Origin of the sequence: Sulfurimonas sp. ST-25, from assembly GCF_048079205.1 — a bacterium.
Classification (GTDB): Bacteria; Campylobacterota; Campylobacteria; order Campylobacterales; family Sulfurimonadaceae; genus Thiomicrolovo; species Thiomicrolovo sulfuroxydans.
Genome location: NZ_CP182225.1, coordinates 2,353,552 through 2,378,491 on the forward strand (window position 1 = coordinate 2,353,552; position 24,940 = coordinate 2,378,491).

The 24,940-nt window shown below is 57.8% G+C and carries 27 protein-coding genes; 1 reads left to right on the forward strand and 26 read right to left on the reverse strand.

From position 1 onward, the window contains the following. Nucleotides 1-9: 9 nt before the first annotated feature. The gene (locus ACM66T_RS12140) at nucleotides 10-681 is read right to left on the reverse strand and encodes a 16S rRNA (uracil(1498)-N(3))-methyltransferase (protein WP_231019286.1); all 672 of its coding nucleotides are present in this window, start codon (nucleotides 679-681) and stop codon (nucleotides 10-12) included. After that, nucleotides 678-1,088: a hypothetical protein gene (locus ACM66T_RS12145; RefSeq protein ID WP_231019287.1), complete on the reverse strand. Its 411-nt coding sequence runs from the start codon at nucleotides 1,086-1,088 to the stop codon at nucleotides 678-680. Before ACM66T_RS12145 ends, ACM66T_RS12140 begins: the two co-directional genes overlap by 4 nt. 53 nt (nucleotides 1,089-1,141) lie before the next feature. Here ACM66T_RS12145 and glp point away from each other — a divergent pair, with 53 nt between their 5' ends. After that, nucleotides 1,142-2,368 carry a gephyrin-like molybdotransferase Glp gene (gene glp, locus ACM66T_RS12150; RefSeq protein ID WP_231019288.1) on the forward strand — a complete coding sequence of 409 codons (1,227 nt, stop codon included), beginning with the start codon at nucleotides 1,142-1,144 and terminating at the stop codon, nucleotides 2,366-2,368. Between the two features lie 5 nt (nucleotides 2,369-2,373). On the opposite strand, the gene nhaA is transcribed toward glp, so the two are convergent. From nhaA to ACM66T_RS12270, 24 genes are all read right to left on the reverse strand, one after another. Further along, nucleotides 2,374-3,564 carry a Na+/H+ antiporter NhaA gene (gene nhaA, locus ACM66T_RS12155; RefSeq protein WP_231019289.1) on the reverse strand — a complete coding sequence of 397 codons (1,191 nt, stop codon included), beginning with the start codon at nucleotides 3,562-3,564 and terminating at the stop codon, nucleotides 2,374-2,376. Next, a complete protein-coding gene (locus ACM66T_RS12160; protein WP_231019290.1) occupies nucleotides 3,554-5,506 on the reverse strand; it encodes a sensor histidine kinase in 1,953 nt (650 codons plus the stop codon). The genes nhaA and ACM66T_RS12160 overlap by 11 nt, the downstream gene beginning before the upstream one ends. Nucleotides 5,507-5,588: 82 nt before the next feature. Further along, on the reverse strand, nucleotides 5,589-7,511 hold the full coding sequence (tkt, locus tag ACM66T_RS12165) for a transketolase (RefSeq protein ID WP_231019291.1): 1,923 nt from the start codon (nucleotides 7,509-7,511) through the stop codon (nucleotides 5,589-5,591). Nucleotides 7,512-7,666: 155 nt separating this feature from the next. Beyond that, nucleotides 7,667-8,512, reverse strand: coding sequence for a polyprenyl synthetase family protein (locus ACM66T_RS12170; RefSeq protein WP_231019294.1), 846 nt, complete (start codon nucleotides 8,510-8,512; stop codon nucleotides 7,667-7,669). A gap of 66 nt (nucleotides 8,513-8,578) precedes the next feature. After that, nucleotides 8,579-8,893, reverse strand: coding sequence for a YbaB/EbfC family nucleoid-associated protein (locus ACM66T_RS12175; protein WP_231019296.1), 315 nt, complete (start codon nucleotides 8,891-8,893; stop codon nucleotides 8,579-8,581). Beyond that, a complete protein-coding gene (gene panD / locus ACM66T_RS12180; RefSeq protein ID WP_231019297.1) occupies nucleotides 8,893-9,258 on the reverse strand; it encodes an aspartate 1-decarboxylase in 366 nt (121 codons plus the stop codon). The genes ACM66T_RS12175 and panD overlap by 1 nt, the downstream gene beginning before the upstream one ends. 7 nt (nucleotides 9,259-9,265) lie before the next feature. Then, complete coding sequence (locus ACM66T_RS12185; protein WP_416768611.1) at nucleotides 9,266-9,640, reverse strand: (2Fe-2S) ferredoxin domain-containing protein; 375 nt, start codon at nucleotides 9,638-9,640, stop codon at nucleotides 9,266-9,268. Between the two features lie 118 nt (nucleotides 9,641-9,758). Further along, nucleotides 9,759-10,385: an Ig-like domain-containing protein gene (locus tag ACM66T_RS12190; RefSeq protein WP_231019299.1), complete on the reverse strand. Its 627-nt coding sequence runs from the start codon at nucleotides 10,383-10,385 to the stop codon at nucleotides 9,759-9,761. 8 nt (nucleotides 10,386-10,393) lie between these two features. Next, nucleotides 10,394-10,957, reverse strand: a complete 564-nt coding sequence (locus ACM66T_RS12195; protein ID WP_231019300.1) for an outer membrane beta-barrel protein — start codon at nucleotides 10,955-10,957, stop codon at nucleotides 10,394-10,396. Nucleotides 10,958-10,986: 29 nt separating this feature from the next. Continuing rightward, nucleotides 10,987-12,282 carry a UDP-N-acetylmuramoyl-L-alanyl-D-glutamate--2,6-diaminopimelate ligase gene (locus ACM66T_RS12200; protein WP_416768612.1) on the reverse strand — a complete coding sequence of 432 codons (1,296 nt, stop codon included), beginning with the start codon at nucleotides 12,280-12,282 and terminating at the stop codon, nucleotides 10,987-10,989. Further along, entirely contained in the window at nucleotides 12,263-12,865 is a 603-nt protein-coding gene (locus tag ACM66T_RS12205) for a hypothetical protein (RefSeq protein WP_416768613.1), read from the reverse strand. The genes ACM66T_RS12200 and ACM66T_RS12205 overlap by 20 nt, the downstream gene beginning before the upstream one ends. A gap of 88 nt (nucleotides 12,866-12,953) precedes the next feature. Next, complete coding sequence (locus tag ACM66T_RS12210; protein WP_231019303.1) at nucleotides 12,954-13,229, reverse strand: NifU family protein; 276 nt, start codon at nucleotides 13,227-13,229, stop codon at nucleotides 12,954-12,956. A gap of 102 nt (nucleotides 13,230-13,331) precedes the next feature. After that, nucleotides 13,332-14,558: an aldo/keto reductase gene (locus ACM66T_RS12215; RefSeq protein ID WP_416768614.1), complete on the reverse strand. Its 1,227-nt coding sequence runs from the start codon at nucleotides 14,556-14,558 to the stop codon at nucleotides 13,332-13,334. Nucleotides 14,559-14,660: 102 nt separating this feature from the next. Next, nucleotides 14,661-16,409 (reverse strand): glutamate synthase-related protein, encoded by a 1,749-nt coding sequence (locus tag ACM66T_RS12220; RefSeq protein WP_416768615.1) that lies wholly within the window; start codon nucleotides 16,407-16,409, stop codon nucleotides 14,661-14,663. Beyond that, the gene (locus ACM66T_RS12225; protein WP_231019307.1) at nucleotides 16,410-16,847 is read right to left on the reverse strand and encodes a DoxX family protein; all 438 of its coding nucleotides are present in this window, start codon (nucleotides 16,845-16,847) and stop codon (nucleotides 16,410-16,412) included. A gap of 71 nt (nucleotides 16,848-16,918) precedes the next feature. After that, the gene (locus ACM66T_RS12230) at nucleotides 16,919-18,616 is read right to left on the reverse strand and encodes a hypothetical protein (RefSeq protein ID WP_231019308.1); all 1,698 of its coding nucleotides are present in this window, start codon (nucleotides 18,614-18,616) and stop codon (nucleotides 16,919-16,921) included. Between the two features lie 179 nt (nucleotides 18,617-18,795). Next, complete coding sequence (gene rplQ, locus ACM66T_RS12235) at nucleotides 18,796-19,146, reverse strand: 50S ribosomal protein L17 (RefSeq protein WP_416768616.1); 351 nt, start codon at nucleotides 19,144-19,146, stop codon at nucleotides 18,796-18,798. A gap of 9 nt (nucleotides 19,147-19,155) precedes the next feature. After that, a complete protein-coding gene (locus tag ACM66T_RS12240) occupies nucleotides 19,156-20,148 on the reverse strand; it encodes a DNA-directed RNA polymerase subunit alpha (RefSeq protein ID WP_231019310.1) in 993 nt (330 codons plus the stop codon). 21 nt (nucleotides 20,149-20,169) lie between these two features. Then, a complete protein-coding gene (rpsD, locus tag ACM66T_RS12245; protein WP_231019311.1) occupies nucleotides 20,170-20,796 on the reverse strand; it encodes a 30S ribosomal protein S4 in 627 nt (208 codons plus the stop codon). An 11-nt stretch (nucleotides 20,797-20,807) separates the two neighbouring features. Then, nucleotides 20,808-21,200: a 30S ribosomal protein S11 gene (rpsK, locus tag ACM66T_RS12250; RefSeq protein WP_231019312.1), complete on the reverse strand. Its 393-nt coding sequence runs from the start codon at nucleotides 21,198-21,200 to the stop codon at nucleotides 20,808-20,810. Between the two features lie 11 nt (nucleotides 21,201-21,211). Continuing rightward, complete coding sequence (gene rpsM / locus ACM66T_RS12255; protein ID WP_231019313.1) at nucleotides 21,212-21,574, reverse strand: 30S ribosomal protein S13; 363 nt, start codon at nucleotides 21,572-21,574, stop codon at nucleotides 21,212-21,214. Nucleotides 21,575-21,576: 2 nt separating this feature from the next. Next, on the reverse strand, nucleotides 21,577-21,690 hold the full coding sequence (gene rpmJ / locus ACM66T_RS12260) for a 50S ribosomal protein L36 (RefSeq protein WP_231019314.1): 114 nt from the start codon (nucleotides 21,688-21,690) through the stop codon (nucleotides 21,577-21,579). Between the two features lie 279 nt (nucleotides 21,691-21,969). Further along, entirely contained in the window at nucleotides 21,970-22,968 is a 999-nt protein-coding gene (locus tag ACM66T_RS12265) for an RDD family protein (protein WP_231019316.1), read from the reverse strand. 233 nt (nucleotides 22,969-23,201) lie between these two features. Further along, nucleotides 23,202-24,908 (reverse strand): multiheme c-type cytochrome, encoded by a 1,707-nt coding sequence (locus ACM66T_RS12270; protein WP_416768617.1) that lies wholly within the window; start codon nucleotides 24,906-24,908, stop codon nucleotides 23,202-23,204. Between the last annotated feature and the right edge of the window lie 32 nt (nucleotides 24,909-24,940).

The window sequence follows — 24,940 nt, forward strand, 5'->3', positions numbered from 1 at the left end:
ATTCCCCCCTTAAAGCAGGACCTTGGCCGCCACGGCGATGGCGGCGCTCTCGGAGCGGAGGATGAGCGGCGTATCGAAACGAAGCGTTCGGCATGACGCCAGCAGGGCCCGTTCCGCCTCGCTGAAGCCCCCTTCGCAGCCGATCAGCACCGTATCGATGCCCGCCGTATCCCCCAGCTTCTCTTCGGTGAAATCCATGACGACAGTCTGGGGGTTCGCCGCCATGAAACTTTCGAGCGAATCCGCCGTCTCCAACGCCATCCACTCGCTGCGTCCGCACTGCTGCATGGAGGCCTCAAGAATGCGGTTGAAGCGCTCGAAATCGGGCCGGAACTGCCGCTGGCTGCGGTCGCAGGCAATGAAGGAAATCTTCCCTACCCCCATCTCGTTGAGCTGCGGCAACACCTTCTCGACGGATTTCGGGTCGATAATGCACCATCCGATATGCAGCGGGCGCGCCGCCGCAATCACGCGGGATTCTTCCGAGACCAGCAGCAGCTCCGCCCGCCGGCCGTCGCTGTGTTCGAGACGGTAGGTGTACAGTATCCCGCTCTTTTCGGGGTGGCGCAGGGCGACGCTGTCGCCGACGCCGTGGCGTCTGACTTTTACAATGTATTTGTAGGCCTCCCCCTTGAGGGTGAGCTGCCTCGCCCCCGCCTCGTCGTGGAAGAGGAATCTCACAGAAGGGACATCCAGAGCGTCATCAGCATCGTCAGGACGAACTCCGCCCCCAGCAGCTTCAGGGCGAATGGGCGGTAGAGTAAGAGCGCCTCGGGCAGTTTCGTCCGCAGCCGCCGGACGGTTTTGTAACGGCGTGCTTCGAGCACGATCAGCACGACGGTGATCATGATCATTGCGATATTCTCAAGGCTGAACGAGAGGTGCTTTGCCGCCATCATGACGACACCGGTGAACGCCATCGCCGCGATCGCCATCACCGAAAAAGGCATGACGATCCGTGCACGCCGGACGTAATCGGGGGCCTGCACCGCGAACTGGAGCATGGCGGCGTTGAAGACGATTATGCCGAGCCACACCAGGACAAAGCCGAAATGCAGCTGCAGACTCATGCTGTACATTGTTTCCATAATCCGGATTTTACCCCACTTTATCTATAATCGAACCAAAAAAGAGTCTATCCATGCCCGTTACCGTCGAAGAAGCCCTCGCGCGCATTCACGCTCACCGCCCGAAGCTGCGCCGCGAATTCATTCCCATCGAGGAGGCCATCGGTCGGGTGCTGGCCCAGGACATCACGGCCCGCTACAACCTTCCCCCCTTCGACAACTCCGCGATGGACGGGTACGCCGTCATCTGCTCCGATGCGGGCAAACGTGTGCTCGCCGAGCATACGATCTTTGCGGGAGACCGGGAGCAGATCCGTATCGCGGAGGGTCAGGCCGCACGGATTATGACCGGGGCGCGTATCCCTGAAGGGACCGAGTGCATCGTCCCCATCGAGGAGGTCACCGTGGAAGGTGACCATGTCGCCCTCCCCTCTCCTTTGAGAGCGGGCCAGCACATCCGGCTCTGCGGCGAGGATATCCAGACCGACGACACGCTGCTGACATCGGGCGATACCCTCTCGGCCTACCACATTACCCTGCTTGCGTCCCAGGGGATCACCCACGTCTGCGTCTACCACCGTCCGAGGGTCGCCATTTTCGCCTCGGGGAGCGAACTGAAGATGCACCACGAGCAGGTCGCCCCCTACCAGCTCTACAACACCAACTCCCCGACCTTTGCGGCCCGGGCGGCGGAGCTGGAGTGCGACGTCCATTTCGTCGGGACGGCGGCCGATACGCTCGACGCCCTGCTCGAACATATCGACAGTGCTTTGCAGAGCGACCTCATCATTACCAGCGGCGGCGTCAGTGTCGGGGACGCGGACTACACCAAGGAGGCTTTTGCCCACTTCAGCTTCACGCCGCTTTTTGAAAAGGTCGACCTCAAGCCGGGGAAACCGACGACGGTCGGTACCATCGGCGACACGCTGGTGCTCAACCTGCCGGGCAACCCGATGGCGGCCGCCCTCTGTTTTGAACTGTTCGGACAGGCCCTGATTGCCTCGCTCAGCGGGACAAACACCCCCTTCCACAACAGCATCACGGCCAGGATGAAACACGCCTACAACGTCCGCCCGGGCCGCCGGACGCTGCTGCCGGGCTATTATGACGGAAACCACTTCACCGTCTGCGAGAAGTTCGCGCCGGGGATGATCACGCCGCTGGCCCTCTCGAACGGCTTTATCATGCTTGACGAAGCCTGCAGTGCCGTCGCCCAAGAGGCCGAGGTACGCTTTATCCCGACACGCTTCGTCTGGCGGAGCGGCAGCGCCGTTTCCCTGGTGAGTGCACCGGAGGCGTAATCGCTTCAGCCCTCCGGCGTCTCCTCCTGTTTCGTCTTTTTCAAAACCGCCGAAAGGTAAAGCGCCCCCACGACGCCCGAAACCAGCGACCCCATCAAAATCCCGATCCGCTCGTCAACCAGCGAGAAACAGATCCCTTCGCTGCATTCAAAGGCCAGCGAACCGATAAAAAGACTCATCGTGAAACCGATCCCGCCGAGAATGGCGACCCCGAAAAGCTGCGCGTTCGTCACCCCCTCGGGGAGTTGGCCAAGCCGCAGCGCCACGGCCAGCCGGCTGAAGAGAAAGATACCGATGCTTTTGCCGAAAAAGAGCCCCGCCGCGATGCCGACGGTGACGGAGTGCATGAAGTCGCTTGCGGAAACGCTGCCGAAGCTGACCCCCGTGTTGACGAACGCGAAAAGGGGGAGGATGATGTAATTGACTGGCGCATGCAGGGAGTGCTCCAGGTCGTGGAAGCTCTCCCGGTTGCCGCGCAGGGGGATCAGCAGCCCCAGAACGACCCCCGCGATGGTGGCGTGCACCCCCGATTTCAGCACGGCGGCCCACATGATCAGCCCGATCAGAATGTAAAACGTATTGTTCGTCACACCGCGCAGGTTCATAAACAGCAGGATCAGCGCCATCGTCATCGCCGTGCCGAGTGCGGCCAGGGAGAGACCGTGCCCGTAAAAGAGAGCGATCACGATAATGGCCCCAAGGTCGTCGATGATCGCCAGGGCCAGCAGAAAGACCTTCAGCGCCGGCGGTACCCGGCTGCCCAGCAGTGACAAAATGCCCAGTGCGAACGCGATGTCCGTCGCCATCGGAATCGCCCACCCTTTCATCGCCCCTTCGTCTCCGGCATTCAACATGCCGTAGATCAGGGCCGGGACAAGCATCCCCCCGATGGCGGCGAAGGCCGGCAGCGCGACCTTGGAACGTTCCTGCAGACTCCCCTCCAGCACTTCGCGCTTGATCTCGAGGCCCACCATGAAAAAGAAGACCGCCATCAGGCCGTCGTTGATCCAGAGCAGCAGCGGCTTGGCGATCGCGAATTCGTCGAAACTGATCACGACGGGGATACTGAGGAAATAGCTGTAAAAACTGTGCAGCGGGGAGTTGGCCATCGCCAGCGCCATCACCGTCGAAACGATCAGCAGCACGCCGATCGCGGATTCGCGCTTCAAAAACTGAAGCAGTGTCTCATTTCGCATCATGCTCCTTTTGTGGCAGTTCGAGTATAAAGCAGGCGCCGGCACCACGGTTCTGGACGCTGACGCCCCCGTTCATGCTCTTCTCCATAATCGTCTTGACCATGTAGAGCCCTATCCCCGTTCCCTGGGACTTGAATTTTGTCGTGAAATAGGGGTCGAAGACCCGGTCGATGATGTCGTCGGCCACCCCGCCGCCGTTGTCACAGACGGCCACCATGATCATCGTCCCGCCTGTCTGTACCCGGATGGTGACCTGCGGCTTTTTCGTCCCGTGTTCGAGCATGGCGTCTTTCGCATTGTTCAGAAGATTGAGCATCACCTGGGAAAATTCGTTCTCATGCCCCAATGCCCCCGGCCGTCCGTCGCATTTGAGATCGATGCCGATATTGTAGCGGTTCAGTGTCGGTCTGAAGAGCTCCAGCACCTTTTCGATGGCCCCGCAGATACAGAAATTTTCCCGCGCCCGGTTGGGCATGAAGAAAGTGCGAAAATCGTCAATCGTATGCGTCATGTACTCCATCAGCGTTTCCGACTGCTCCTGGTAGGTCTGCATCTTCTTCTCGTTGAGGTTCCCCAGCTGATATTCAAAGAAGATATTGCTCTGGATCAGGGAGAGCTGGTTGAGGGGCTGCCGCCACTGGTGGGCGATATTCTCGATCATCTCCCCCATGGCTGCCTGCCGCGACTGCAGGATCATGATCCGGTCCTTCTCGCGGAGTTCATCGACCTTGAGGGCGATCTTCGCCTGGAGCTGTTCGTTGAACTCCCGCAGTTTCGCCAGGTGCTCATGTTTCATCATATTGATGCGGTCCGCCAGGGCGAAGGAGAGCAAGATCATCTGGATCAGCGAACCGGCCTGCTGCGTATAGAGCATCACCGGGTGCGTCGGCACCACGCCGAGCTGGTTCAGCGCGACGAGAATGGTCGCCAGCAGAAACACGATCCAGCCGGCGAGGTAGTAGCGGGCGGCGTGGTAGTTGGGCAGTACTTTGATCCCGGCGTAGATCAATACCCAGGGGATGATCGCACTCCACACCGCCGCCGCCGTGACCGCCGTGTGGTAATCAAGCAGCAATACGGAGAGCACCCCAAGGAAGGAGAGGAACTCCGCAAACGCGATGATGCGTTCCGCCTGCGGGGCATAACGTTTCAGTACCAGAAAGTAGCGGGCAAATCGGAACCCGAACATCGCCGAGAAAAAGATGAAAAAGGCCAGGCCGCTGTTCGCCATCCAGACATTGCCCGGCCAGAACCACTCCGGCCCCAATCCGTCGAAATTGAGCTGGAAGAGCATGTAGCTGGCCAAAAAGGCGAGGTAGTTGAAATAGTGGATCTCGCGGACGAAGATGTACAGCACCATGTTGTAAACGAGCAGCAGCAGCATGACCCCGTAAAAGAGTCCGAAAAGCAGGTTGGAAAAGGACTCGTCCCGATACGCTCCCGAAAGCTGCTCAACCGTCAGGGGAATCTGCAGGGCCCCCTGAGTTTTGACCTGAAGAAGATAGGAGGTCGTTCCCTCCGTCAGGGGCAGTTTTTCCCAGAACATACGGCTGGCATAGGCGCGCGGCGCATTCACCGTATCGCCGTCTCGGCTCAGCCGCGTCAAGCCGTCCGTATCAATGCGGTAGAGAGTATATTCGTCAATGTGGGAGTTCCCGATGCTGAGGATCCACTCGGTTTGGTCCCCCACGGGACGGGTGAGCGCGAACTGTATCCAGATGGGCTTCTCGACAAAACCAAAGTTGTAGATGGCGCTCTCTGCCGGTTGGAACCGCGCCGTCTGTTCCAGAATCATTGCGGGCGGAAACGAGGTGTTGGTTTCGATCAGGTACGTGCTGTGGGGGACAATATTGATCGCGCCGCTTTGCGAGGCATCTAGGACGATACCGCCTGCAACGGCATGCAGCGACAGCAGCAATGCGATGAAGATTGTACGGAGCATGCGTCCCTTCCCACGTGATAATAGGGGTTATTATAGGACGAAATGTTAAAAAGGGGGGTAAAGCGCCCGCAGGCGCCGGAAGTTATGAGAGCTGCGCGGTGACAGCGTCTGCAGTAAAGCCGAACTTCTTGAAAAGTTCGCCGGCCGGTGCGCTGGCGCCGAAAGAGTCCATGCCGATCACCGTGTCGGCGAAGCGGTACCACTCCATGCCCCGGGCCGCTTCGATGGCGACGGTCTTCGTTCCCGGCTTGATGATGCCGTCGATATAGGCAGCATCCTGTTCGAGGAAGAGGTCGAAACACGGGACGCTGACCACATTGGCTTTGACACCCTTCGCCGCCAGTTGCGCTTTGACCTCGACGGCCAGCCCGACTTCCGAACCTGACGCCATCAGCGTCATCGTCGCATCGGCCTCCTCGCTCAGCAGGTAACCGCCCTGCGCCGCGCTCCCCTTTGCCGGAGCGTCGAGCAGCGGGAGGTTCTGGCGGGAACAGACAAACGCGGACGGCGCGTCGGTTTTTGCCAGTGCCCACTTCCAGGCCTCAACGTTCTCGTTGCCGTCCGCCGGACGCCAGACATAGAAGTTCGGCAGCGCGCGGAACTGTCCCAGGTGTTCGATCGGCTGGTGCGTCGGTCCGTCTTCGCCGACGCCGATGCTGTCGTGGGTCCAGATAAAGAAATGCTGGATGCCGCTCAACGCCGCGATACGCGCCGCCGGCTTCATGTAATCGCTGAAGACGAAGAAGGTCGCGCTAAAGGGCATCAGCGGGCCGTAAAGCGCCATCGCATTCGTGATCGCCCCCATCGCGTGTTCGCGGATACCGAAGTGGATGTTCTTGCCGCGGGGGAACTCGCCCAGATCTTTCAGTTCGGTTTTGTTGGACGGACCGAGGTCCGCCGAACCGCCGAGGAAACCGGGGATCGCCTTGGCGACAGCGTTGAGGATCTTCCCGTTCGTGCTGCGCGTCGCGTCGGCTTTGTCGAATTCCGGCCACTGGATACGGGTAAAGTCAGGGTTGTTCAGGGCGCCCAGCGCTTCGTTCTGCTCAACGAGCGGCAGGGTGGCAAGGCGGTGTTTCCACTCGCGCTCGGCCAAGTCGCCCGCTTCGACGGCACAGCGGAAACGCGCCAGGACATCTTCGTCGACCTGGAATGCTTCATTGGGGTTAAACCCGCAGTTCGTCTTCGCCTCGCAGATGATCTCCTCGCCCAGTGGTGCGCCGTGGGAGTGGTGGGAGCCTTCCATCTCGCACGCCCCTTTGGCGATCGTCGTATCGGCAATAACGAGCACAGGCTTCATGCGCGTCTTCGCTTCGGTGATGACGGCATCGATCGCCTCGTAGTCGTGGCCGTCCACTTCAAGAACGTCCCACCCCTGCGATTCAAAGCGCTGGGCGACGTTTTCGCTGAGGCTCAGATCCGTAGAACCCTCGATCGTGATACGGTTGGAGTCGTAGATCAGGATCAGGTTGTCGAGCTTGTTGTGTCCGGCGATGGAACACGCCTCGTAGCTGATCCCCTCTTCCAGGTCCCCATCGCCGCAAAGGCAGTAGACGTGGTGGTCGATCACCTTGGCGGTCTCGGAGTTGACCTGGGCGCCGACGTATTTGGAGGCCATCGCGAAACCGACGGCGTTCGCGACACCCTGCCCCAGCGGGCCGGTCGTGATCTCGATCCCTTCGGTGTGACCGTACTCAGGGTGGCCCGGCGTCTTGGAATCAAGCTGGCGGAACTGTTTGAGGTCCTCGATCTCGAGCCCGTAGCCCCAAAGGTAGTAGAGCGAATAGATCAGGCCCGTCGCATGGCCGCCGGAGAAGACGAGGCGGTCGCGGTTGAGCCACTTCGGGTTCTTGGGGTTGTGGTTGAGGTGCTCGGAAAGCACGACGGCGATGTCCGCAAGACCCATCGGGGCACCCGGGTGGCCGGAGTTCGCCTTCTGGACCATGTCGGCCGCAAGGAAACGGATCGTATTCGCCATTTTGGCGCGCATCGTATTGTCGCTCATTGTCATCCTTGTTGAATTCATTTATGTCGATTAATATAGCTCAACGTTTATCTACTTTACACGTCACCGGAGCTCGGCCCCGGCAACTACGCTGACGCTGTGTCCGCTTCGGCAGCGGGCCCTCGCGCAGATAAACCGCGCTGACTTTGCATATGTCACTTATGCCGATTGATGTAATGCAAAAGCATCGGTGAGAGTTCGTCATACAAACGCTCATCGAAACTTTTAAGCCGTTCGGTCAGATCGTCGGCCAGTTTGTCGGCCTCCGCCATGGCACCGTCGAGGCCCAGAAGGGTCACGAAGCTGTTCTTCGCCTCGTCGTTGTTCGTCGTTTTTCCCGCCTCTTCGCTTGTCTGGGTCACGTCGAGGATGTCGTCCTGGATCTGGAAGAGCAGCCCCAGGTCGATCCCGAAACCGTACAGCGGCGCTTCGAGGGCCTTCTGGCCGGCAATGACCGCTCCCATCTGCAGGGCGCACGCGATCAGCTTCGCCGTTTTGTTCGTGTGCAGGAACTTCACCTCGTCAAGGGCGAGCTTCGTATGCTCGAAGGTGCAGTCGATCGCCTGCCCGAGCACCATCCCGTCGCTGCCGCCGTTCTTGGCGAGCAGGTTGATCAGTTTCACCCGTGTCCGGTCCGAAAAAGGCGCCTCGGAGAGCACTTCGAACGCATGGGTGTTGAGGGCGTCGCCGACCAGGATCGCCGTCACCTCGTCGTAGCGGGTGTGCAGGGTCGGGAAGCCGCGGCGCAGGTCCGCGTCGTCCATCGCCGGCAGGTCGTCGTGGATCAGCGAATAGGTGTGCAGCATCTCGATGGCCAGCGCTGCATGGTTGGCCGCCTCGATCAGCAGCGGGTTGAAAGAGCGTACTACCCCCAGCAGCAGCGCCGGGCGGAAGCGCTTGCCTCCGGCGGTCAGCATCAGCGAGAGGGCGGTGTCATAGTGGGGGTGAAAACTCTCCGCACGGGGCAGATTGTCCTGTAAAAAGCGTTCAAACTCTTCCATACGTCTTCCGTGCGGTTTAATAGCGAAATGGTAACATGATTTTATACAAAGGGAGGTTATGCCGGGTCAGTTGCCGGCGAAGGGGTTCATGCCGCCGAGCATCCCCATTGCGGAGTGTTTTTTATTGTCTTCGACCATCTTGACCGCGTCGTTGATGGCCGCGATCAGCAGGATCTGCAGCGAGGCTTTGTCCTCGAGCAGCGAATCGTCGATCTCAAGGTCGACGGCTTCCCCCTTGCCGTTCATCTCGAGCCGTACCATGCCCCCGCCCGTTTTGACGGTGAAGGTCCGTTCGGCAAGTTCCGCTTCGAATTCGGCGGCCTTCGCCTGCATTTCTTCGAGCATTTTGCCCATCTCGCCGAAGTTCATTTTGTCAAACATCAGATCTCGTGCAGTACATCCGTGATGCCGTTGTCGTCGTCAACGAGGACGACAGTCGGCTTGTAGGTTTCCAACTCACGCTCTTCATACGTCGCATAGGCGACGATGATGACCTTATCCCCTTTGTGCACCTTGCGCGCCGCCGCCCCGTTGAGGCAGATGTCGCGTTTGCCGCGTTCACCGAGGATAATGTAGGTTGAGAAACGCTCACCGTTGTTGATATTGAGGATCTCCACTTTCTGGCCGACCCGCATGGCGGAGGCTTCGAGGAGTTCCTCGTCAATCGTGATGGAACCGACGTAGTTGAGGTTCGCATCCGTCACGGTGGCACGGTGAATTTTGCTGTAAAGCATTTCGATCGTCATGTATGTTTTATCTTCCCATCTGCTGCTGCATTGCTTCCGGCGAGATCGGGGCATCCCACAGTTCGTCCGGAATGATGTACTCTTCGACCGGCGTTCCGCCGATGATGTGTTCATCGATAATGCGCGTGATTTTGTCTTTGTTCAGGCCGGCGTACATGAAATGTCCCGGTTCGACCAACATGACCGGTCCGACGTTACAGCGATTCAGACACGCCGTACGGACCGGTTGTACTGTCGCAATTATACCCTTTTGCATCAAAGTCTGTGCTAAATGCTGGAAAAGGTCCTGTGTCTGCGGGTTTACGCAAGACGGTTTAGGCATTCCCGGGGGAGAGGATTGCTCACATTTGAAAATATAGAAAGCCGGCTGTGGTACACCCATGGTATTCTCCGTTGTGAATAGAATTTGAAAAAACTCGCGTATTATAGCCAACGGTCAAGCCGGCCGAATTTAGCGAAAAAGTTAGTGGGAAGGCTTAAGACAACGCCAATAGCGCTGCTTACGGCGTGACGGAGACCGTCAGCGATGCGTTGACGTCGTAGCGCGTCACGTTGATATCGAGGGTGCCATTGGCATCCCCCGTGTAGAGGGTACCGTTCTGCTCCAGGGTCGCATTGCTCTCCCCGGCGTTGCCCAGGATCCATGTCATGCTCTCGGTCACATCCAGCGTCGTGTTATCATCAAAAGTTCCCAGCGCCTGGAGTTGCAACGTCTGTTCCTGCGAAAGGTTTGTATCGTTATTCTCGATGGAGAGGGTAACCGACGTGAGAGCATGGACATGGACGACGGCCGTGTCGAAGAACTGCTTGTAACTGCCCGTGATCTCCACGTCTCCGCCGAATTCGCCGCCGCTCAGCAGCCCCGGACTGCTCGCCGCATCTGTTGTACTGAAAAAGGCGATGGAGCTGTTTGATTCGCTCCACTCGACGAACTCTGTCGCGTTGCTGTCCGGTACGCCGTTCGTATAGGACGCTACGGCGCTCATCTGCACTTTCTGGGTGGCATAGAACGTCGTGGCATTCGCCTCCACGGCAAGCGAAGCGATGTCGCCGGCAAGCGGGGTGTTGCTGTTCTCCCCGCACCCCGACAGCAGCAGTAGCGTCCCCAAAAGAATCCCTCTATACATGCCCTCTCCTAAAAACGGTAGTTGATGCCGATGTACGGCTCAAAGATCGACGACGTCGTCTCCGTCTGGTTGCTGATCATATCGAGGTCCTCCCAGCTTTTCGCCCGGTAGATCACGGAGGCTTCAAGGTCGAACCCGGCCCCCAGGGGAAGGTAGCCCCCCAGCCCGGCGAAGAAGCTGCCCGAACTCACCGACTTCGTCACCGTACGGCGCACCTCGAGCTCTCCGGTGCCAAACCCCAGTTTGAAGAAGGGGTAGACGCCCCACTCGAAATCGAAAGCCTTGATCAGGCTGATATCGAAATAGACGTAATCGCTGTCGCGCTCGGAGAAAATGTTCTTATCGTAACGGCCGTAGCCCAGGTCCAGTTCGATCGCGTAGGAGCTGATGCTTCCGTACCCGAGTTTGAACTGGGCACCCTGCAGCGTTGCCGACGTTTTACGGTCGGACGTTCCGGGGTTCTTGACACGGAAATTTTCGCTCCCCGCAATCCCTCCGAGGCCGACATGCAGCGTTGCTTCGGCATGCAGCACCCCGAGGCACAGCGCCATAATGACAATAAACCGTTTCACCCTACCGCCTTTTTTAACCGTAATGATAGTCAAACCTCACTTAACAGAGAACGAATGACCTCCCGGTCGTCGAAAGGGAACTGCTTGTCGTAGATGATCTGGTACTGTTCGTCGCCCTTCCCGAGCACGACGACGACCTCGTCACCGCTGCGCGTTTCCAGCGCCATGGCGATCGCCGCTTTGCGGTTCGGTTCGACCACGGCCTTCTCCGGATAGGTCATGCCGCCCAGGATGTCTGCAATGATCGCATCGGGATCCTCGCTGCGGGGGTTGTCGCTGGTGACAAAGACCTTTTTGGCGAGGTTCTCCGCCACCCGTCCCATCAGCGGACGTTTGGAGCGGTCGCGGTCGCCCCCCGCCCCGAAGACGACCAGCATCTCCTTCTCTTTGAGGGCATTGAGGACCTGCGCCATACCGTCGGGGGTGTGGGCAAAATCGACGATGACCAAAGGAGATTCGCTCACCACTTCCATCCGCCCGCTCACCCCGGCAAAACCGCCGACCGCGTCGCACACCGCTTCGAGATCGTCGCCGGTGACGAGATGGGCCGCCGCCACGGCTGCGGTGAGGTTGTAGACGTTGAAGAAGCCGTGCATCGGGCTGTGGAAGGTGTGGATCTTGCCGAAGTGCTGCACGACGGCGCTGATGCCGTCATTGAGCGAATAGGCCACCACTTTGTAGGTCGCCGGGTTCTCGGCCCCGTAGGTAAAGGTGTTCTTGATGTTGAAATCCGCTTTCGCCTCGTCCTTGTTGATCAGTTTCTTCCCTTCGTCGGCGAAAAAGCTGTTCTTGACGCGGACGTACTCCTCGAGCGTCTCATGGTAGTCGAGATGGTCCTGGGTGATATTGGTGAGGATCTTCAGGGCGAAGTCGATCCCCTCTGCCCGCGCCTGGACAATCGCATGGGAGCTCACTTCCATGACGAAGTACTCGCATCCCGCCGCGACGGCCTGGTAGATGTGGCGATAGGTCTCCAGCAGCGTCGGTGTCGTCAGACTTTTGCCCTCCACGACGGTGTCGTTCATGAAAAAACCGCGGGTCCCCTGCATCGCCGCTTTGTGGCCCAGGTCCAGCAGGATGGAGTAGATGGCGCTCGCCGTCGTCGTCTTGCCGTTGGTGCCGGTAATCCCGATCACCTTGATACGGTCAAGGCCGAAAAGGGAGGCGACATCGGAAGGCGAGATGATGGAGTGGGCACCGCGCGCCTTGGCATCGTCAAGGTAGCGGCGGTTCAGTCCGGTAAGGACGAACGCCGTTTCGGCGTCGCAATCCGCGGAGTTTTCCGTTACAAAACGGAACGGTTGATCAGGAAGCGCTATCTTCAACCGGGCGGCTCTTAAGAATGTCGCGCAGCAGGGCGCGCAGTTGATCGTCGTTGGGGTACATGGAGAGAGCGGTCTCGATGTAATTCATTGCCATTTTGTGGTATCCGTGGCGGTTGAGCTGGCTGAGGAAATCGATGAACTCCTCTTTTTCGGTGATAAGCACCCGTGTGGAGAACATGATGTTCTCGAAAATCGTTTTGAAATCGCCCTGCTCTTTGACGAGCTGGCGGAAATCGTCGTACAGGATACCGTCTTCGTAATCCAGACGCTGGCGCATCGGTTCGGTGAAAAGCGATGTCAGCTGTTCGACCGTCCCGTCCATCGTCTGCAGGATCTCGGAGATGACCGTGTCGGCCTGCTCCGCGTCCTCTTCACGCAGTACCTCGTAGTAATCGAACAGGGCTTCGGCCGCCTCTTCGCCGCTCATTGCCATCTCGGCAAGGATCGCGCCGTTAAAGGCCTCTTTTGATTCCGGATAGTCCTGGAGGACCTGCGCGTATTGACGCAACGCCTCCTCGTAGTTTTCCTGATTGAAACTTTCGTTAGCAAGGGCAAGCGTTTTATATTTGTTGACTGGTTTCATGCTCTTCCTTCTTTCAAAAATCGTATGCATTTCTCTCTCTAAGAGATAATCTATTATAACGTATTTTTTATTATCTCTCGGCGGACGCTCACATGGCGTCCATCTGGTTTTCCATACCCATCGGCAGATTGACGACAGAGAGCTCGGGATGGATATCCATGCGCAACTGGCGTTCGACACCGTATTTTAGGGTATTGCCCGAACTGCCGCATCCGACGCAGGCTCCGCCGAGCTGTACGTAGACGACGCCGTTCTTAACGCCCAGCAGTTTGATATCACCGCCGTCCAGCGCCAAAGAGGGGCGGACCTTTTCGATGACGTTCTTTACCGGATCGTACAGTTCTTCATCTGTAAACGGAATCATATATGATTGTCCTTTTTTCGACACCTGTCGACATTTTGATGATCATAAAATAGGAAAAATGCGCTTAACAAGTCATAAAGTTAACAAGGAGATGCCGATCCCTCAGCCTGCGGGAAAGGCCTCCAGTGCCTGGGCGACATAGCGCGGTTTGCGCATCCCCAGCAACACGACGTCGATTTCCGGCCGCGCCAGCAAAAACGCCAGCGCACACTCCTGCAGCGGACGGTCACACGCCTCCAGCTGCGCACCGACCGCCTCGCGCACTTTCAGACTGCACTCATGGGCGACGGCGGCGGCGTAGGAGTCCAGGAAGAGCACCAGCTGCTGCGCCAATGCACCGCGTTCGGCCTCGCCGAGTTTTTCAAGCACCTGCCGGATGTGCGGCAACACCTGTCCATAGAGGAACGACTCGTATTCGCCGACCCAGCCGAATCGGTGTTTAACCCCGTCGAGCTGGTGGACCAGGTTCCGCAACGATGCCAGCGCCTCATGTTCACAGAGCTGTAGCAGTTCGTTGAGATGCGCTTCGTATGTCGGTGACGGAGGATACTCCGCCAGCCGGAACATCTGCTGCCCGTGTTGGGCGTTCAGGGGACGGTTCGTCAATACCCGAAGCCCGTGTTCCCTGGCCCATGCCGCGCACTTAAGCCCCTCCGTCTCCAGCAGGTTGACCGGCAGCTGCACCGTTGTAAAGTGGTTCTGAGTATTGCCCGCGCTTTCCGCGGCATGGATTGCCAGGGCTACCAGATCCTCGTAGGGGAGGAACTCCGGGTCTGTCGCTGCCTTCGCGAAGCTGTTCGAACTGACGCCGTAACCGTCGATCTTTCCGGTGGCCGCGGCTTTTTCAAGCGCGACAAAGGCCCGGTAGATACGGTCGTTCATCTCATCGAGCACTTCGCTACGCTCCCGCCCTCTATTGAGGGCATCCAGCAGGAAATATTCCGGATTGTGGATCAGATAGCACTCCAGCGAGGCGGCCTGCAGCCGTTCCAGCGAACGCTCCAGCTGGTCCCACATGAAACCGGGATGGATGCAGTGAAAAACGTGTGGGGCGTATTCGACGACCTCCTCGAACTGCTCCCCCGCTTCCAGCCGCGCCATCGTACTCCCCTGGATATAGCCGAATTTGCTGACGATCTGCACCTTCTCCCGCGCGTCGTCCTCCATAAAACGCAGCGCCTTTGCGATCGCGCGTTCCGCCCCGCCGTCCATGTAGTTGGTCGAGGTGTCGATGACCCTGACGCCCGAAGTGACCGCCATCCGCAGCGCCTCGATATGTTCGGGGTTTTCGTCGCTGACACGGTAGGTGCCGAAACCGATCTCCGCCATCTCTTCTCCCTTAGCGGCATCCGACGCTCCCCATAACGGGAGAGGCGATGCCCATGCTTTTCATAACCGAAGCATGCCATAGCCCCCTTTAGCCTTTCCTGCCTATCCGGTGACGGCCGCCTCAAAATAGGCATCGACGTTCCGATTCCGTCCGCCATCGCCGTCTCTCACGCTCAGCCGTGTATGGTCGAGCTCTTCGCGCGTTCGAACGCCCATCACGGCCATCAGCCCCCGGATCCCCTCGAGCATATGACGGTGGTAATTGGCCACCCGGTGCGCCTTCTGCTCGATGAGGAAGGAGGCCCGCTTTTTCCGGTCCTGGGTCGCCAGCCCCACCGGGCAGTGTCGCCCGTTGGCCCCCGAACACTCCCGGGCGCGGATGCAGCCTGCCGTCATCATAAAGGCCCGCGCAATGCCAACATAGTCCGCACCGAGGGCCAGCAGCAGGGTCGCGTCATCCGGCGTCAGCACCTTTTCGCTGGCAATGATCTTCACCTTCTCACGGGCACCGATCCGTTTCAGGTCCCGATCGACGACGTAGAGCGCCTTGTGCAGGGTCATCCCGACGCTCATCATCATTGCCAGCGGCGCGGCGCCGCTGCCCCCGTCCGCGCCGTCAACGGTAATAAAATCGGGATAGGCATCGGAGCCCGCCGCGAGCCGCACCTCGATGAGTGCCGCATACGCTGCGAATGCCTCGGCCGAAGCCAATACGATCTTGATCCCGACCGGTTTCTCAGACAGCCGCTTGAGTTCTCCGACGAAATCGAAGAGCTCCTCGAGCGTATGGGCATAGGGGAAACGGTTTGGGCTAAAGATGTCTTTATAGGGCTCTACCCCGCGGTAGTAGGCGATCGCATCGGTCACTTTTTCCGCCAGGAGCTTCCCTCCCGTCTGTTTCGCCCCCTGGGCGAGCTTGATCTCCGTCATCCGGCAAAAACGCATCACCTTGCAGTACCGTTCGGGATCGAATTCCCCCTCATCATCCCGCACTCCGTACAGGCCGCTCCCCATCTGGAAAATAATATCGGGCAGGTCCCCCGGCACGGTCTCGGGGAACGCCTCCATCGGTGCTTTCCAGTCGATACGGTAACAGTTCAGTGATACGGGGTCGAAAAGATAGGTCTCTTCCTCCTTCGGCGCAAGGATCATATGGCGGTAGACCCGCTCGGCAATGGCCGGATTGACGAGCAGGCGCATGATCCGGTAGACGCTGCGGGCAAACAGCGTTCCCCTCTCCGCCTCCATGTAGCCGAAGTTTTTCGGATCAAAACGGTGCGTCATCAGAAAGTTCGACGTCAGCGATCCCTCTCCCGTATTGATAGGGAAATTGCCCAGAAACGCTCCCCAGGCGAACGCCTTCGTCCCCTCCGGCGAGATGGCGCCGTCGCTCATCGCCGAGCGCCCCACCACCGACGCCGCGGTAAAGGGGAAACGAACACCGCTGCCGAAGGTCACGTTGAAGTGTTCCTCCACCTCCTCTTTGTTCAGGACCACATTGGCATTTTTGAGCGTCAGACGTGTACCGTGCAGCGGCTGCCCCGGTGAGAAGGAAGAGACGAGCCCCTTGTTCTCCGCCGCGTTATAGACCCATTTGACCTTATCGAAGGAATCGAAAAAGTTTTCATCCCCGAAATATTGCCGCATGGGATCGCGCAGGGCATAGAAAACGTAACGCAGCCGTCCGACCAGGGGGTAGTTGATAAGCAGCTGGTTTTCGCGCTGGATATAGCGGTCATAGACCAGTGTCACCAGAGCCAGCAGCAGCAACACCGCACCGCTGCCCTGCAACAGGAAGGCCATGATGGGGAAGGAGTATTCACCGTGGATGAAATCAAGAAGCTGATCCATCTAATTTCCTTTGAAAATCAGGTGGTCCAGGCTGTATTTTCCAGGGCCATGGCTGAGAAAGAGACCGAGGAAGATGAAATAATAGAGCGGGATCTCGAACCCGTTTTTGCTGCACTCGAAACCGTTAGGAAGGTGCACCGTCAGGATCGCCGTCACCATGATGATCATCAGCGGCACGGCAATGAGGCGGGTCAGCAGCCCCAAGGCCAGCAGGACGACACCCGCCACTTCGACGGAGGAGACGAGGTAGGCCGTAAAGAGCGGGAACGGGTACCCCAGTACCCCGAACCACTCCGCCGTCGCTTCGATCGCCTCCCATTTGAGGTGGGCCGCCTCCGTGAAACCGACTGCGACCGCCAGACGGGCAGCGAGCAGAAAAAGGCTGCCGCCGTATTCGCCCAGCCGCGAAAACTCGCCATAGAACTTACCAAACCGCATAAGCGCTCCTTTGATAGGCTGCTGGTTCATTGTAGCGCAAAGCGGGGAAAAGGCAAAGCAGACAGGGCGTACTACCCTCCGGTCGGTCCATCATGGCAGTCGTAGCAACCGACCGCATCGCCTGCCTTGTAATAGACTTTATCCGATCCGAACGTCCGCTCGGAGAAAGCCCTGGAGAGGAAGCTTCCCCGGTAATCGCTGCCGTGGCAAGCCGTGCACTGCGTCGCATTGCTGTCGGCGACCGGCCCGTGCTGCATGATCCATTCGCGCCCGATATTATGCATGCCGTGGGGACCGCCGGCATCGGTCCGGGGCATCGTGTCATGGCAGGCCGTACATTCGGCGATGGTGCCCTCGTGCCCCTGGACCGTGAGGCTCTGGATGTTATCCTCCGTATGCGCACTCGGGTAGATGGCGTGGGTCGAACCGTGGCAGGCCGAACACTGCATGTCGCCGTGGCCCGCGCTGAAGCGGTAGAGGCTTACCCCCGACGCCGGCGTGTTCGGGTTCGTCGCAAAACGGGTATCGAGCGCCGCACGCAGCCTCCCCGTCTGCATATCCGTCACCGCCGTCTCATACCGCTTGCCGTCCTGGTGGCAGGCCTGGCAGTTGGGCTCTTCGAGCCAGCCGTTGCGGCCGTGTGTTCCGACGGCGCTCATGCTGCCGTGACAGCTCTGGCACTGGATATTGCTCTGCTTGCCCATCGCGCCGCGCAGACACTTCGTCGCCGCACCCGGGTGGCAGCGGTAGCAGGCGTCCCGGTTTGTCGAGCTGTCCAGCGTCATGCCGTTGGTCGGGTCCTTGACCCTTCCATGCAGACCATGGATCACCTCCGTCAGCGGTTTGACACCGTCAACCCCCGTCCCCGGCAGGGCGTTGCTGCTATGGCAGGTGGCACAAAGAACGGGATTGCCGTTTTTCGCCGTCGTATAGAGCCCGGTGTCGTCATACCCTTTGTAACCGGCCGCCTGCAATGCCGACTGGTGCTCCGACACTGCCGTAGGGAACTTCTCGTCGTGCAGTCGCAGGATGTTCCATTTGAAATCCTTCTCCGCATCGGTGTCGAACTCCCACCCCCCTACGGGGCGCGCCGCCGATGTGCCACTCACTGATCCGTGACAGGCCCGGCAATCCATCTCGTCACTGACCGGCAGCACGACCGTCGTTGTTGCCAAAACAATGCCCGTACTATCTTTAGCCGCCACCTTGACCATCGGGTAGTAGTTCTTGCTGCCGTCGTCATTGTAGGGTGTCAGCGGCAACCCCGTCGCCTCCCACCACTGCATCGCACCGTTATAGCTGAGGTTGTGTGCTGCCAGCTCCGGGGTGTGGTTTCCCGTCAGACCTGTATCGGGGTCCGGATGGGCGTTGAACAGTACGCCGACGAAATCCCAGAAATTGGTTTTGGCTTGATTATGGCTGTTATAGAGACTGGTCGTATTGTATTTGCCGTCCAGCGACGCGATGGCGCTGTAGGTGATCGTAACCCCGGTTGTGACGTGTTTTCCCGACGTCCCCGCCTTTTGGATCAGTTGGGCGTTCAGGTTGTTATAGGGCGGCAGGATGGAAAAGACGGAAAAATCCTTCCCGTCCATACAGTGCATCCCCAGGTCGTTCCACGCCAGCAGTGTGTAATCACCGCTGTTCCCGACACCCGAGGCGGCGATCGCCGCTGCTGCATCCGCCTCGTTCGTGCTGCCGCTTCCCCCGCCGCAGCCGATCAATAGCAGTGCCATTCCCGCTGCAGCGATCTCTTTTGCGTATCGCATAGTTTCTCCTGCTCTCAGAAATGCGCTGATTATATGAGGGGTTCATGAAGATTTGGCCTATGTTTTGAAACCGTTTTGTTACAGAACAGGCAATACAGGGCATGCCTGACAGGTATCTATGAAGTCAAATGGAGTTTGGATGCTTTATGTGTGGGAGGGTTCTTCCCGGGAGGGGAAGATTATACGAGCTCGATGAAAGCCATCGGCGAAGCGTCGCCGCGGCGTGTACGAGTTTTGATGATGCGGGTGTAACCGCCGTTGCGCTCTTTGTATTCCGGTGCAACTTCGTTCATCAGTTTTTTGACCGCTTCTTTGCTCTGCAGGGAAGCGAAGACGGCGCGGTGCGCGTTGGCGTCACCTTTGCGTGCCGTCGTGATCAGCTTCTCAACGTAAGAGCGGAGCTCTTTCGCTTTCGGCAGCGTCGTTTCGATTTTTCCGTTTTCGATCAACGCAATGCTCATGTTTTTCAGCAGGGCGGCGCGGTGTGCGCTCGTACGACCGAGCTTGCGGTATCCGTGACGATGTCTCATGACAGTTCCTTATTCAGATTCAATTTTCTTTTTCAGTACGCTGATCGTTTCATCGCTCATCTCCTGACCGACCTGGAAGCCGGCTTCTTCGAGCTTTTCAACGATCTCGTCATACGATTTTTTGCCAAGGTTCTTGACGTTTTTAAGGTCATTCTGGCTCATCAGGACGATTTCACCGATGTACTTCAGGTCGGCGCGATCCAGGCAGTTGAAGCTGCGTGCGGAGAGGCCGAGCTCTTCAATCGGTGCCGTCAGCTTGCCGATCTCTTCGGACGCTTCGGCGCGTTCGATCGTTGCCGGTGACTGGATGCTGATCTCGCTGCTGAAGACCGCCATCTGCGCATGCATGACGTTCAGGGCGTTGCGGAAAGCATCCAGCGGGCTGATCTGACCGTCGGTGACGATGTTCAGGACAACCTTCTCAAAGTTCGGGTTGTCTTCGACGAGGACATTCTGGATCGCGTAGGTCGCTTTGCGGACCGGCGTAAAGAACGCGTCGAGGGCGATGTAGCCCTCTTCGATTTCGTCGCGGATATCTTCGCTCGGGACGTAACCGATCCCCTGGAAGATCTTCAGCGAGAAGTTCAGCGTCGCATCTTCGTTGAGCGTCGCGAGGAAAGCGTCCGGTGTGACAACGTCAACGTCGTCATTGATCAGGTCGCTTCCTTTGATCTCGCACGGTCCGACGAAGCTGTAATCGATCGTCGCCTCTTTGGCATCGTTTTTCAGTTTGAAACGAATGCTTTTGAGGTTGATGATGAAGTCAGAAATATCTTCGAGCATACCGCGCACGGAGTCGAACTCGTGCTTGGCGCCCTCGATCTTGATCGCGATCGGCGCATAGCCTACCGAGCTGCTCAGCAGGAACCGGCGCAGCGGGTGCGCCAGTGAAACCGCATAGCCTGTCTCGAACGGATAGGCAATGACATTCGCTTCGGTATCGCTGATCTGCTCGACGACGAACTCTTCGGGCAGAAGCGGAGCTGTTTTGATCTTTTTCATAAAGCGCCTTTCGATTAAAGATTATTTCGAGTAAAGCTCGACGATGAAACGTTCTTCCACTGGAATAACAACTTCTTCACGCTCCGGCAGGCGGGTAAAGATCCCGAACTTCTTCTCGCCGTCGACGTCGACCCACGGAGCCATACCTGTCTGGTTGGTCAGTTCGATCGCGCGGACAACTTGAACGTTGTTCTTGCTCTTTTCGCGGATTTCAACCTTCTGGCCCGGTTTGACGCGGTAAGAAGGGATATCGACACGTTTGCCGTCAACCAGGATGTGACCATGGGTAACGAACTGGCGTGCGAAACGGCGTGTAGACGCGAATCCCATGCGGTAAACGACGTTGTCAAGACGCTGCTCGAGCAGGGTGACAAGGTTGTAACCTGTGTTGCCTTCACGACGCTTTGCTTCGGCGAAAAGTGAACGCATCTGCTTCTCGGAGATGCCGTACATGAATTTCGCTTTCTGCTTCTCGTTGAGCTGCGTACCATACTCGGATACTTTCTTGCGGCGCTGGCCGTGCTGACCCGGCGCGTAAGGACGTTTGTCGAGAGCGGATTTGCCTGCCAGGCGACGCTCGCCCTTCATGTTGAGGCTGACGCCGAATCTTCTTTCGATCTTTTCTACTGGACCTCTGTATCTTGCCATCTATAGCCCCCTTACACTCTACGACGTTTCGGCGCGCGGCAACCGTTATGCGGCAGCGGAGTAACGTCTTTCATGAACGTGACGCGAACACCTTCGATCGCACCAACGGATTTCACTGCTGTTTCACGGCCGGAACCCGGACCCTGAACCTTGATACCGACCTCTTTGATGCCGTGTACCATTGCTTTTTCCATAGCGGCTTCTACCGCCTGCTGCGCTGCGAACGGAGTGGACTTCTTGGAACCTTTGAAACCAAGGCTGCCAGCAGAACTCCAAGCGATCATGTTACCCATCTCATCGGTAACGGTAACGAGCGTGTTGTTGAAAGATGCAGAAATATGCACGATACCGCGTGCAATGTTCTTCTTGACAACTTTTTTACGAGTTACTTTACGTTTAGCCATTCAATCGCTCCTTACGCTGCGCCGACAGTACGACGCTTCCCTTTGCGGGTACGTGCGTTTGTCTTCGTTTTCTGACCGCGGCAAGGCAGTCCCTTACGGTGGCGGAGACCGCGGTAGTTACCGAGGTCCATCAGGCCTTTGATGTCCATTGCGACTTGTTTGCGCAGGTCACCCTCAACCATGTATTTTTCACGGATCTCTTTTGTGATGACCGCGACGTCGTCTTCGGAGAGCTCATAGACACGCTTGTTGTAATCGATGCCAGTCGCATCGAGGATCAGGCGTGACGTGTGAAGGCCGATACCATAGATGTAGGTCAGGCCGTACTCGACGCGTTTTTTCTTAGGAAGGTCTACACCAGCAATACGTGCCATGTTTATCCTTGTCTCTGTTTATGTTTAGGGTTCTTACAGATTACTCTGACGATCCCTTTGCGCTTGATGACTTTACAGTCATCACACATCTTCTTGACGGAAGAACGTACTTTCATTGTATGCCCTTGGTTGGTTTAATTGGAACACTCTCCCCACCCGGGGAAAATGGGTTCAGCCGCATTCCGCCGTGCGGAAACGGCCCACGATAACCAGCGATTCGCTTTACGCGTTTTAGGCGGGACTTTTACCCTGCCAATACTTGCAGCTGCCTTGTCAAAAAACAGATGTAAATACTCAACGCTTTGTGTTTAAAACGGTAAAGTGGACGCGTATATTACTTAAAAAAAGCTGAATGTATTATTAAGAATACCGGTAAATTCACTCCACAGGGACGGCTACTGTTCCCTGCCGTAGCGCAACGCCCTCTGCAGCGCGCGGTCATTTTTCGCCAACGTCTGGATCGACACCCCCTGCTTATCTCTAGCCCGCGTATCCGCACCTTTGAAGACCAGGACCTTGACCATCTCAACATGCTTCTGCTGCACAGCACAAAAAAGCGGTGTCCGCCCTTCATCATCCCTGGCGTTGACATCCGCTCCCCTCACGATCAGGCGCATCACTTTGTAATCGTCGTCTGTTGTCCCTTTGACCAGGGCAAAGAGCTGCTGCGTCACATCCGAACCATGTCCAGCGGAAGCACTTACCGGTACGGGCGCCGACTGTGCCCCGCTGAACTCCATATGCGATTCGTAACGGATACGGTATGTCACATTCGCGTCATGCATGTTCATTCCCCTGTGCATAGCTCCTGTCTGTAGCCTCCCAGATATATTCGGCTGCGACAACGAGACTATTTTTCCCATCTGCGACAACAGACTCCCTGCCGCACTGGCAAAAAAAAGCATGCCGCCTATACTGGAAAGAAGCGTCACGATGAAAAAGAGGGTTGCAATGTTCCTGGCGCTCCGGTAACTACCTGTGCTCTCGCTATCCAGATCGAGTACGGAACTTCCGACCGCCATGTCATGCAATGCATGCCGCTTTTTCGAAAAGAATATAACAACAAGCGGCAGGACGAAGAGAAAGGAGAATCCTTTGATGATCTCGCGGATAAACGCCCTTAAAAAACCGATACGCCCACCGTCAGGGCCGACAATCCGCAGCCCCAGCGCCAGCTTTCCGACGGTCCCCTGATAAGCCGAGGCATGCATCAGCGGCATATAAAGCAGCGCGGCGATCGAAAGGGTCACAGCGAGTACGATCGACATCCCGGAAGACTCGAACCCGAAGAGAAGAGGAAACGCAAAGAAAAGACCGAAAAAGGCGTTTAGAACGATCATATCGATCCAATACGCCAAAAACCGGTTCCAAACAGATACATAGCGCTGCTCCATGCATTTCCCCTCCGCTAAAAATGTGTAGATTCTAACAAAAATAACTTCAATTTCTTTATGCCGAAACGGTATCTGTGATCTCTGCGAACCGGCACTATATCGCCTGACGGTCAAGCAGAATCCAGAACGTCATCTCCGGATGTCCTATCCGTCCGAATATTGTCAATGTGGGCTTGGTGATGGGGTGTTGTGAGAAAGGGGGTGCCGGTGAGGCACCCTTTGTCGCGGAGGGATCAATCCCCGCCGGGACCGTTGTGGCAGTCGTAGCAGCTGACCGCGTGACCGGCGGGGAAGGTCTTCGTCCCACCCTCGGTGCTGAAGCTGCGCGCCGAGAAGGTCTTGGAGAGGAAACTGCCGCGGTAATCGCTGCCGTGGCAGACAGCGCACTGTGCGCGGTTGCCTTCGGCGGCATGCTCATGCGCACCCACCCAATACTGTCCGACGCTGTGCATGCCGTGCGGACCGCCGCTGGTCGTTGCCGGTACCGTCTCATGGCAGGCCGTACATTCGGCAATCGTCCCCGCATGCCCCTGTACGGCAATACTCTGGAGGTTGTCCTCCGTATGCGAGCTCGGGTAGATGGCGTGGGTTGAACCGTGGCAGGCCGAACACTGCATCTCGCCGTGCCCCGTGCTGAAACGGTAGAGGCTCACGCCGGACATCGGCGTATCGGCATTGGTCGCGAAACGGCTGTCGAGCGCTTCGCGCAATGTCCCCGTCTGCATATCCGTGACGGCCGTTTCATAGCGCATACCGTTCTGGTGGCAGGCCTGGCAGTTGGGCTCTTCCAGCCAACCGACCCGACCATGCTGCCCGACGGCGTTCATACTGCCGTGACAGCTCTGGCACTGGATACTGCTGATCTTGCCCATCGCCCCGCGCAGACACTTCGTCGTCGCCCCCGGGTGGCAGCGGTAGCAGGCATCGCGGTTCGTCGAGCTGTTCAGCGGCTGGCCGTTCACCGGGTCATCAACCTCGGCATGCAGGGAGTGTAGTGCCTCGGTCAGCGGTTTCGTCCCGCTCACACCCGACGTCCCCAGCGCATTGGTGCTGTGGCAGGTGGCGCAGAGCACCGGGTTGCCGTTCTTGGCCGTCGTATAGAGCCCCGCATCGTCATAAGACATGTAACCCGCAGCCTGTAGTTCCGCCTGGTGCGCGCTCACCGCCGTCGGATGCTCCTCATCGTGCAGCCGCAAAATATTCCATTTGAAATCCTTTTCCAGATCGGCATCGTTCTCCCATCCGGATGAAGGCATCGCCTCGCTATAGCCGCTGGCACTGCCATGACAGGCGCGGCAGTCCATCTCGTCGCTGACCGGTAGCACGACCTTTGTAGTCGCCAACACGTTCCCCGACGCATCCTTCGCCGTTACATCGATCATCGGGTAGTAGTCCTTACTGCCGTCATCGTTATAGGGCGTGATCGGCAGCCCCGTCACTTCCCACCAGTTTTCCCCTGCATTGTAATGTAGTGAATGCCCGGTCATCTCCGGCGTATGGTTGCCCGTCAGGCCGACATCAGGGGCAGGGCTTACAAGAAAGAGTCTGCCCACGTAGTCCCAAAAGTTCGTCTTGAGATTGTGACGGTTGTCGTAGACGCTCGTCGTATTGTATTTCCCGTCCAGTGACGGTGCTGATGCATAGGTGATAGTGACCCCGGAGGTCACGTGCTTTTCACCGCCGTCAGCTTTCATAATCAACTGCGCATTGAGCGTATTGTAGGGCGGCAGGATCGAAAAGACCGAAAAGTCCTTCCCATCCATGCAGTGCATCCCCAAGTCGTTCCAGGCCAGTAATGTATAAGAAGCCGTACTCGTACCGCCGCTTCCACCTCTGCCTTTTTTGCCTCTGTGCCCATCGCTTTTCGCGTTGGCCCCCGTTACCATAGCACAGGCCAAAGCCACGCACACGACACCGGCAAGTACTCTTTTGCCTTTCATACCGTCCTCCTTATACAAACGTGAGGACTATT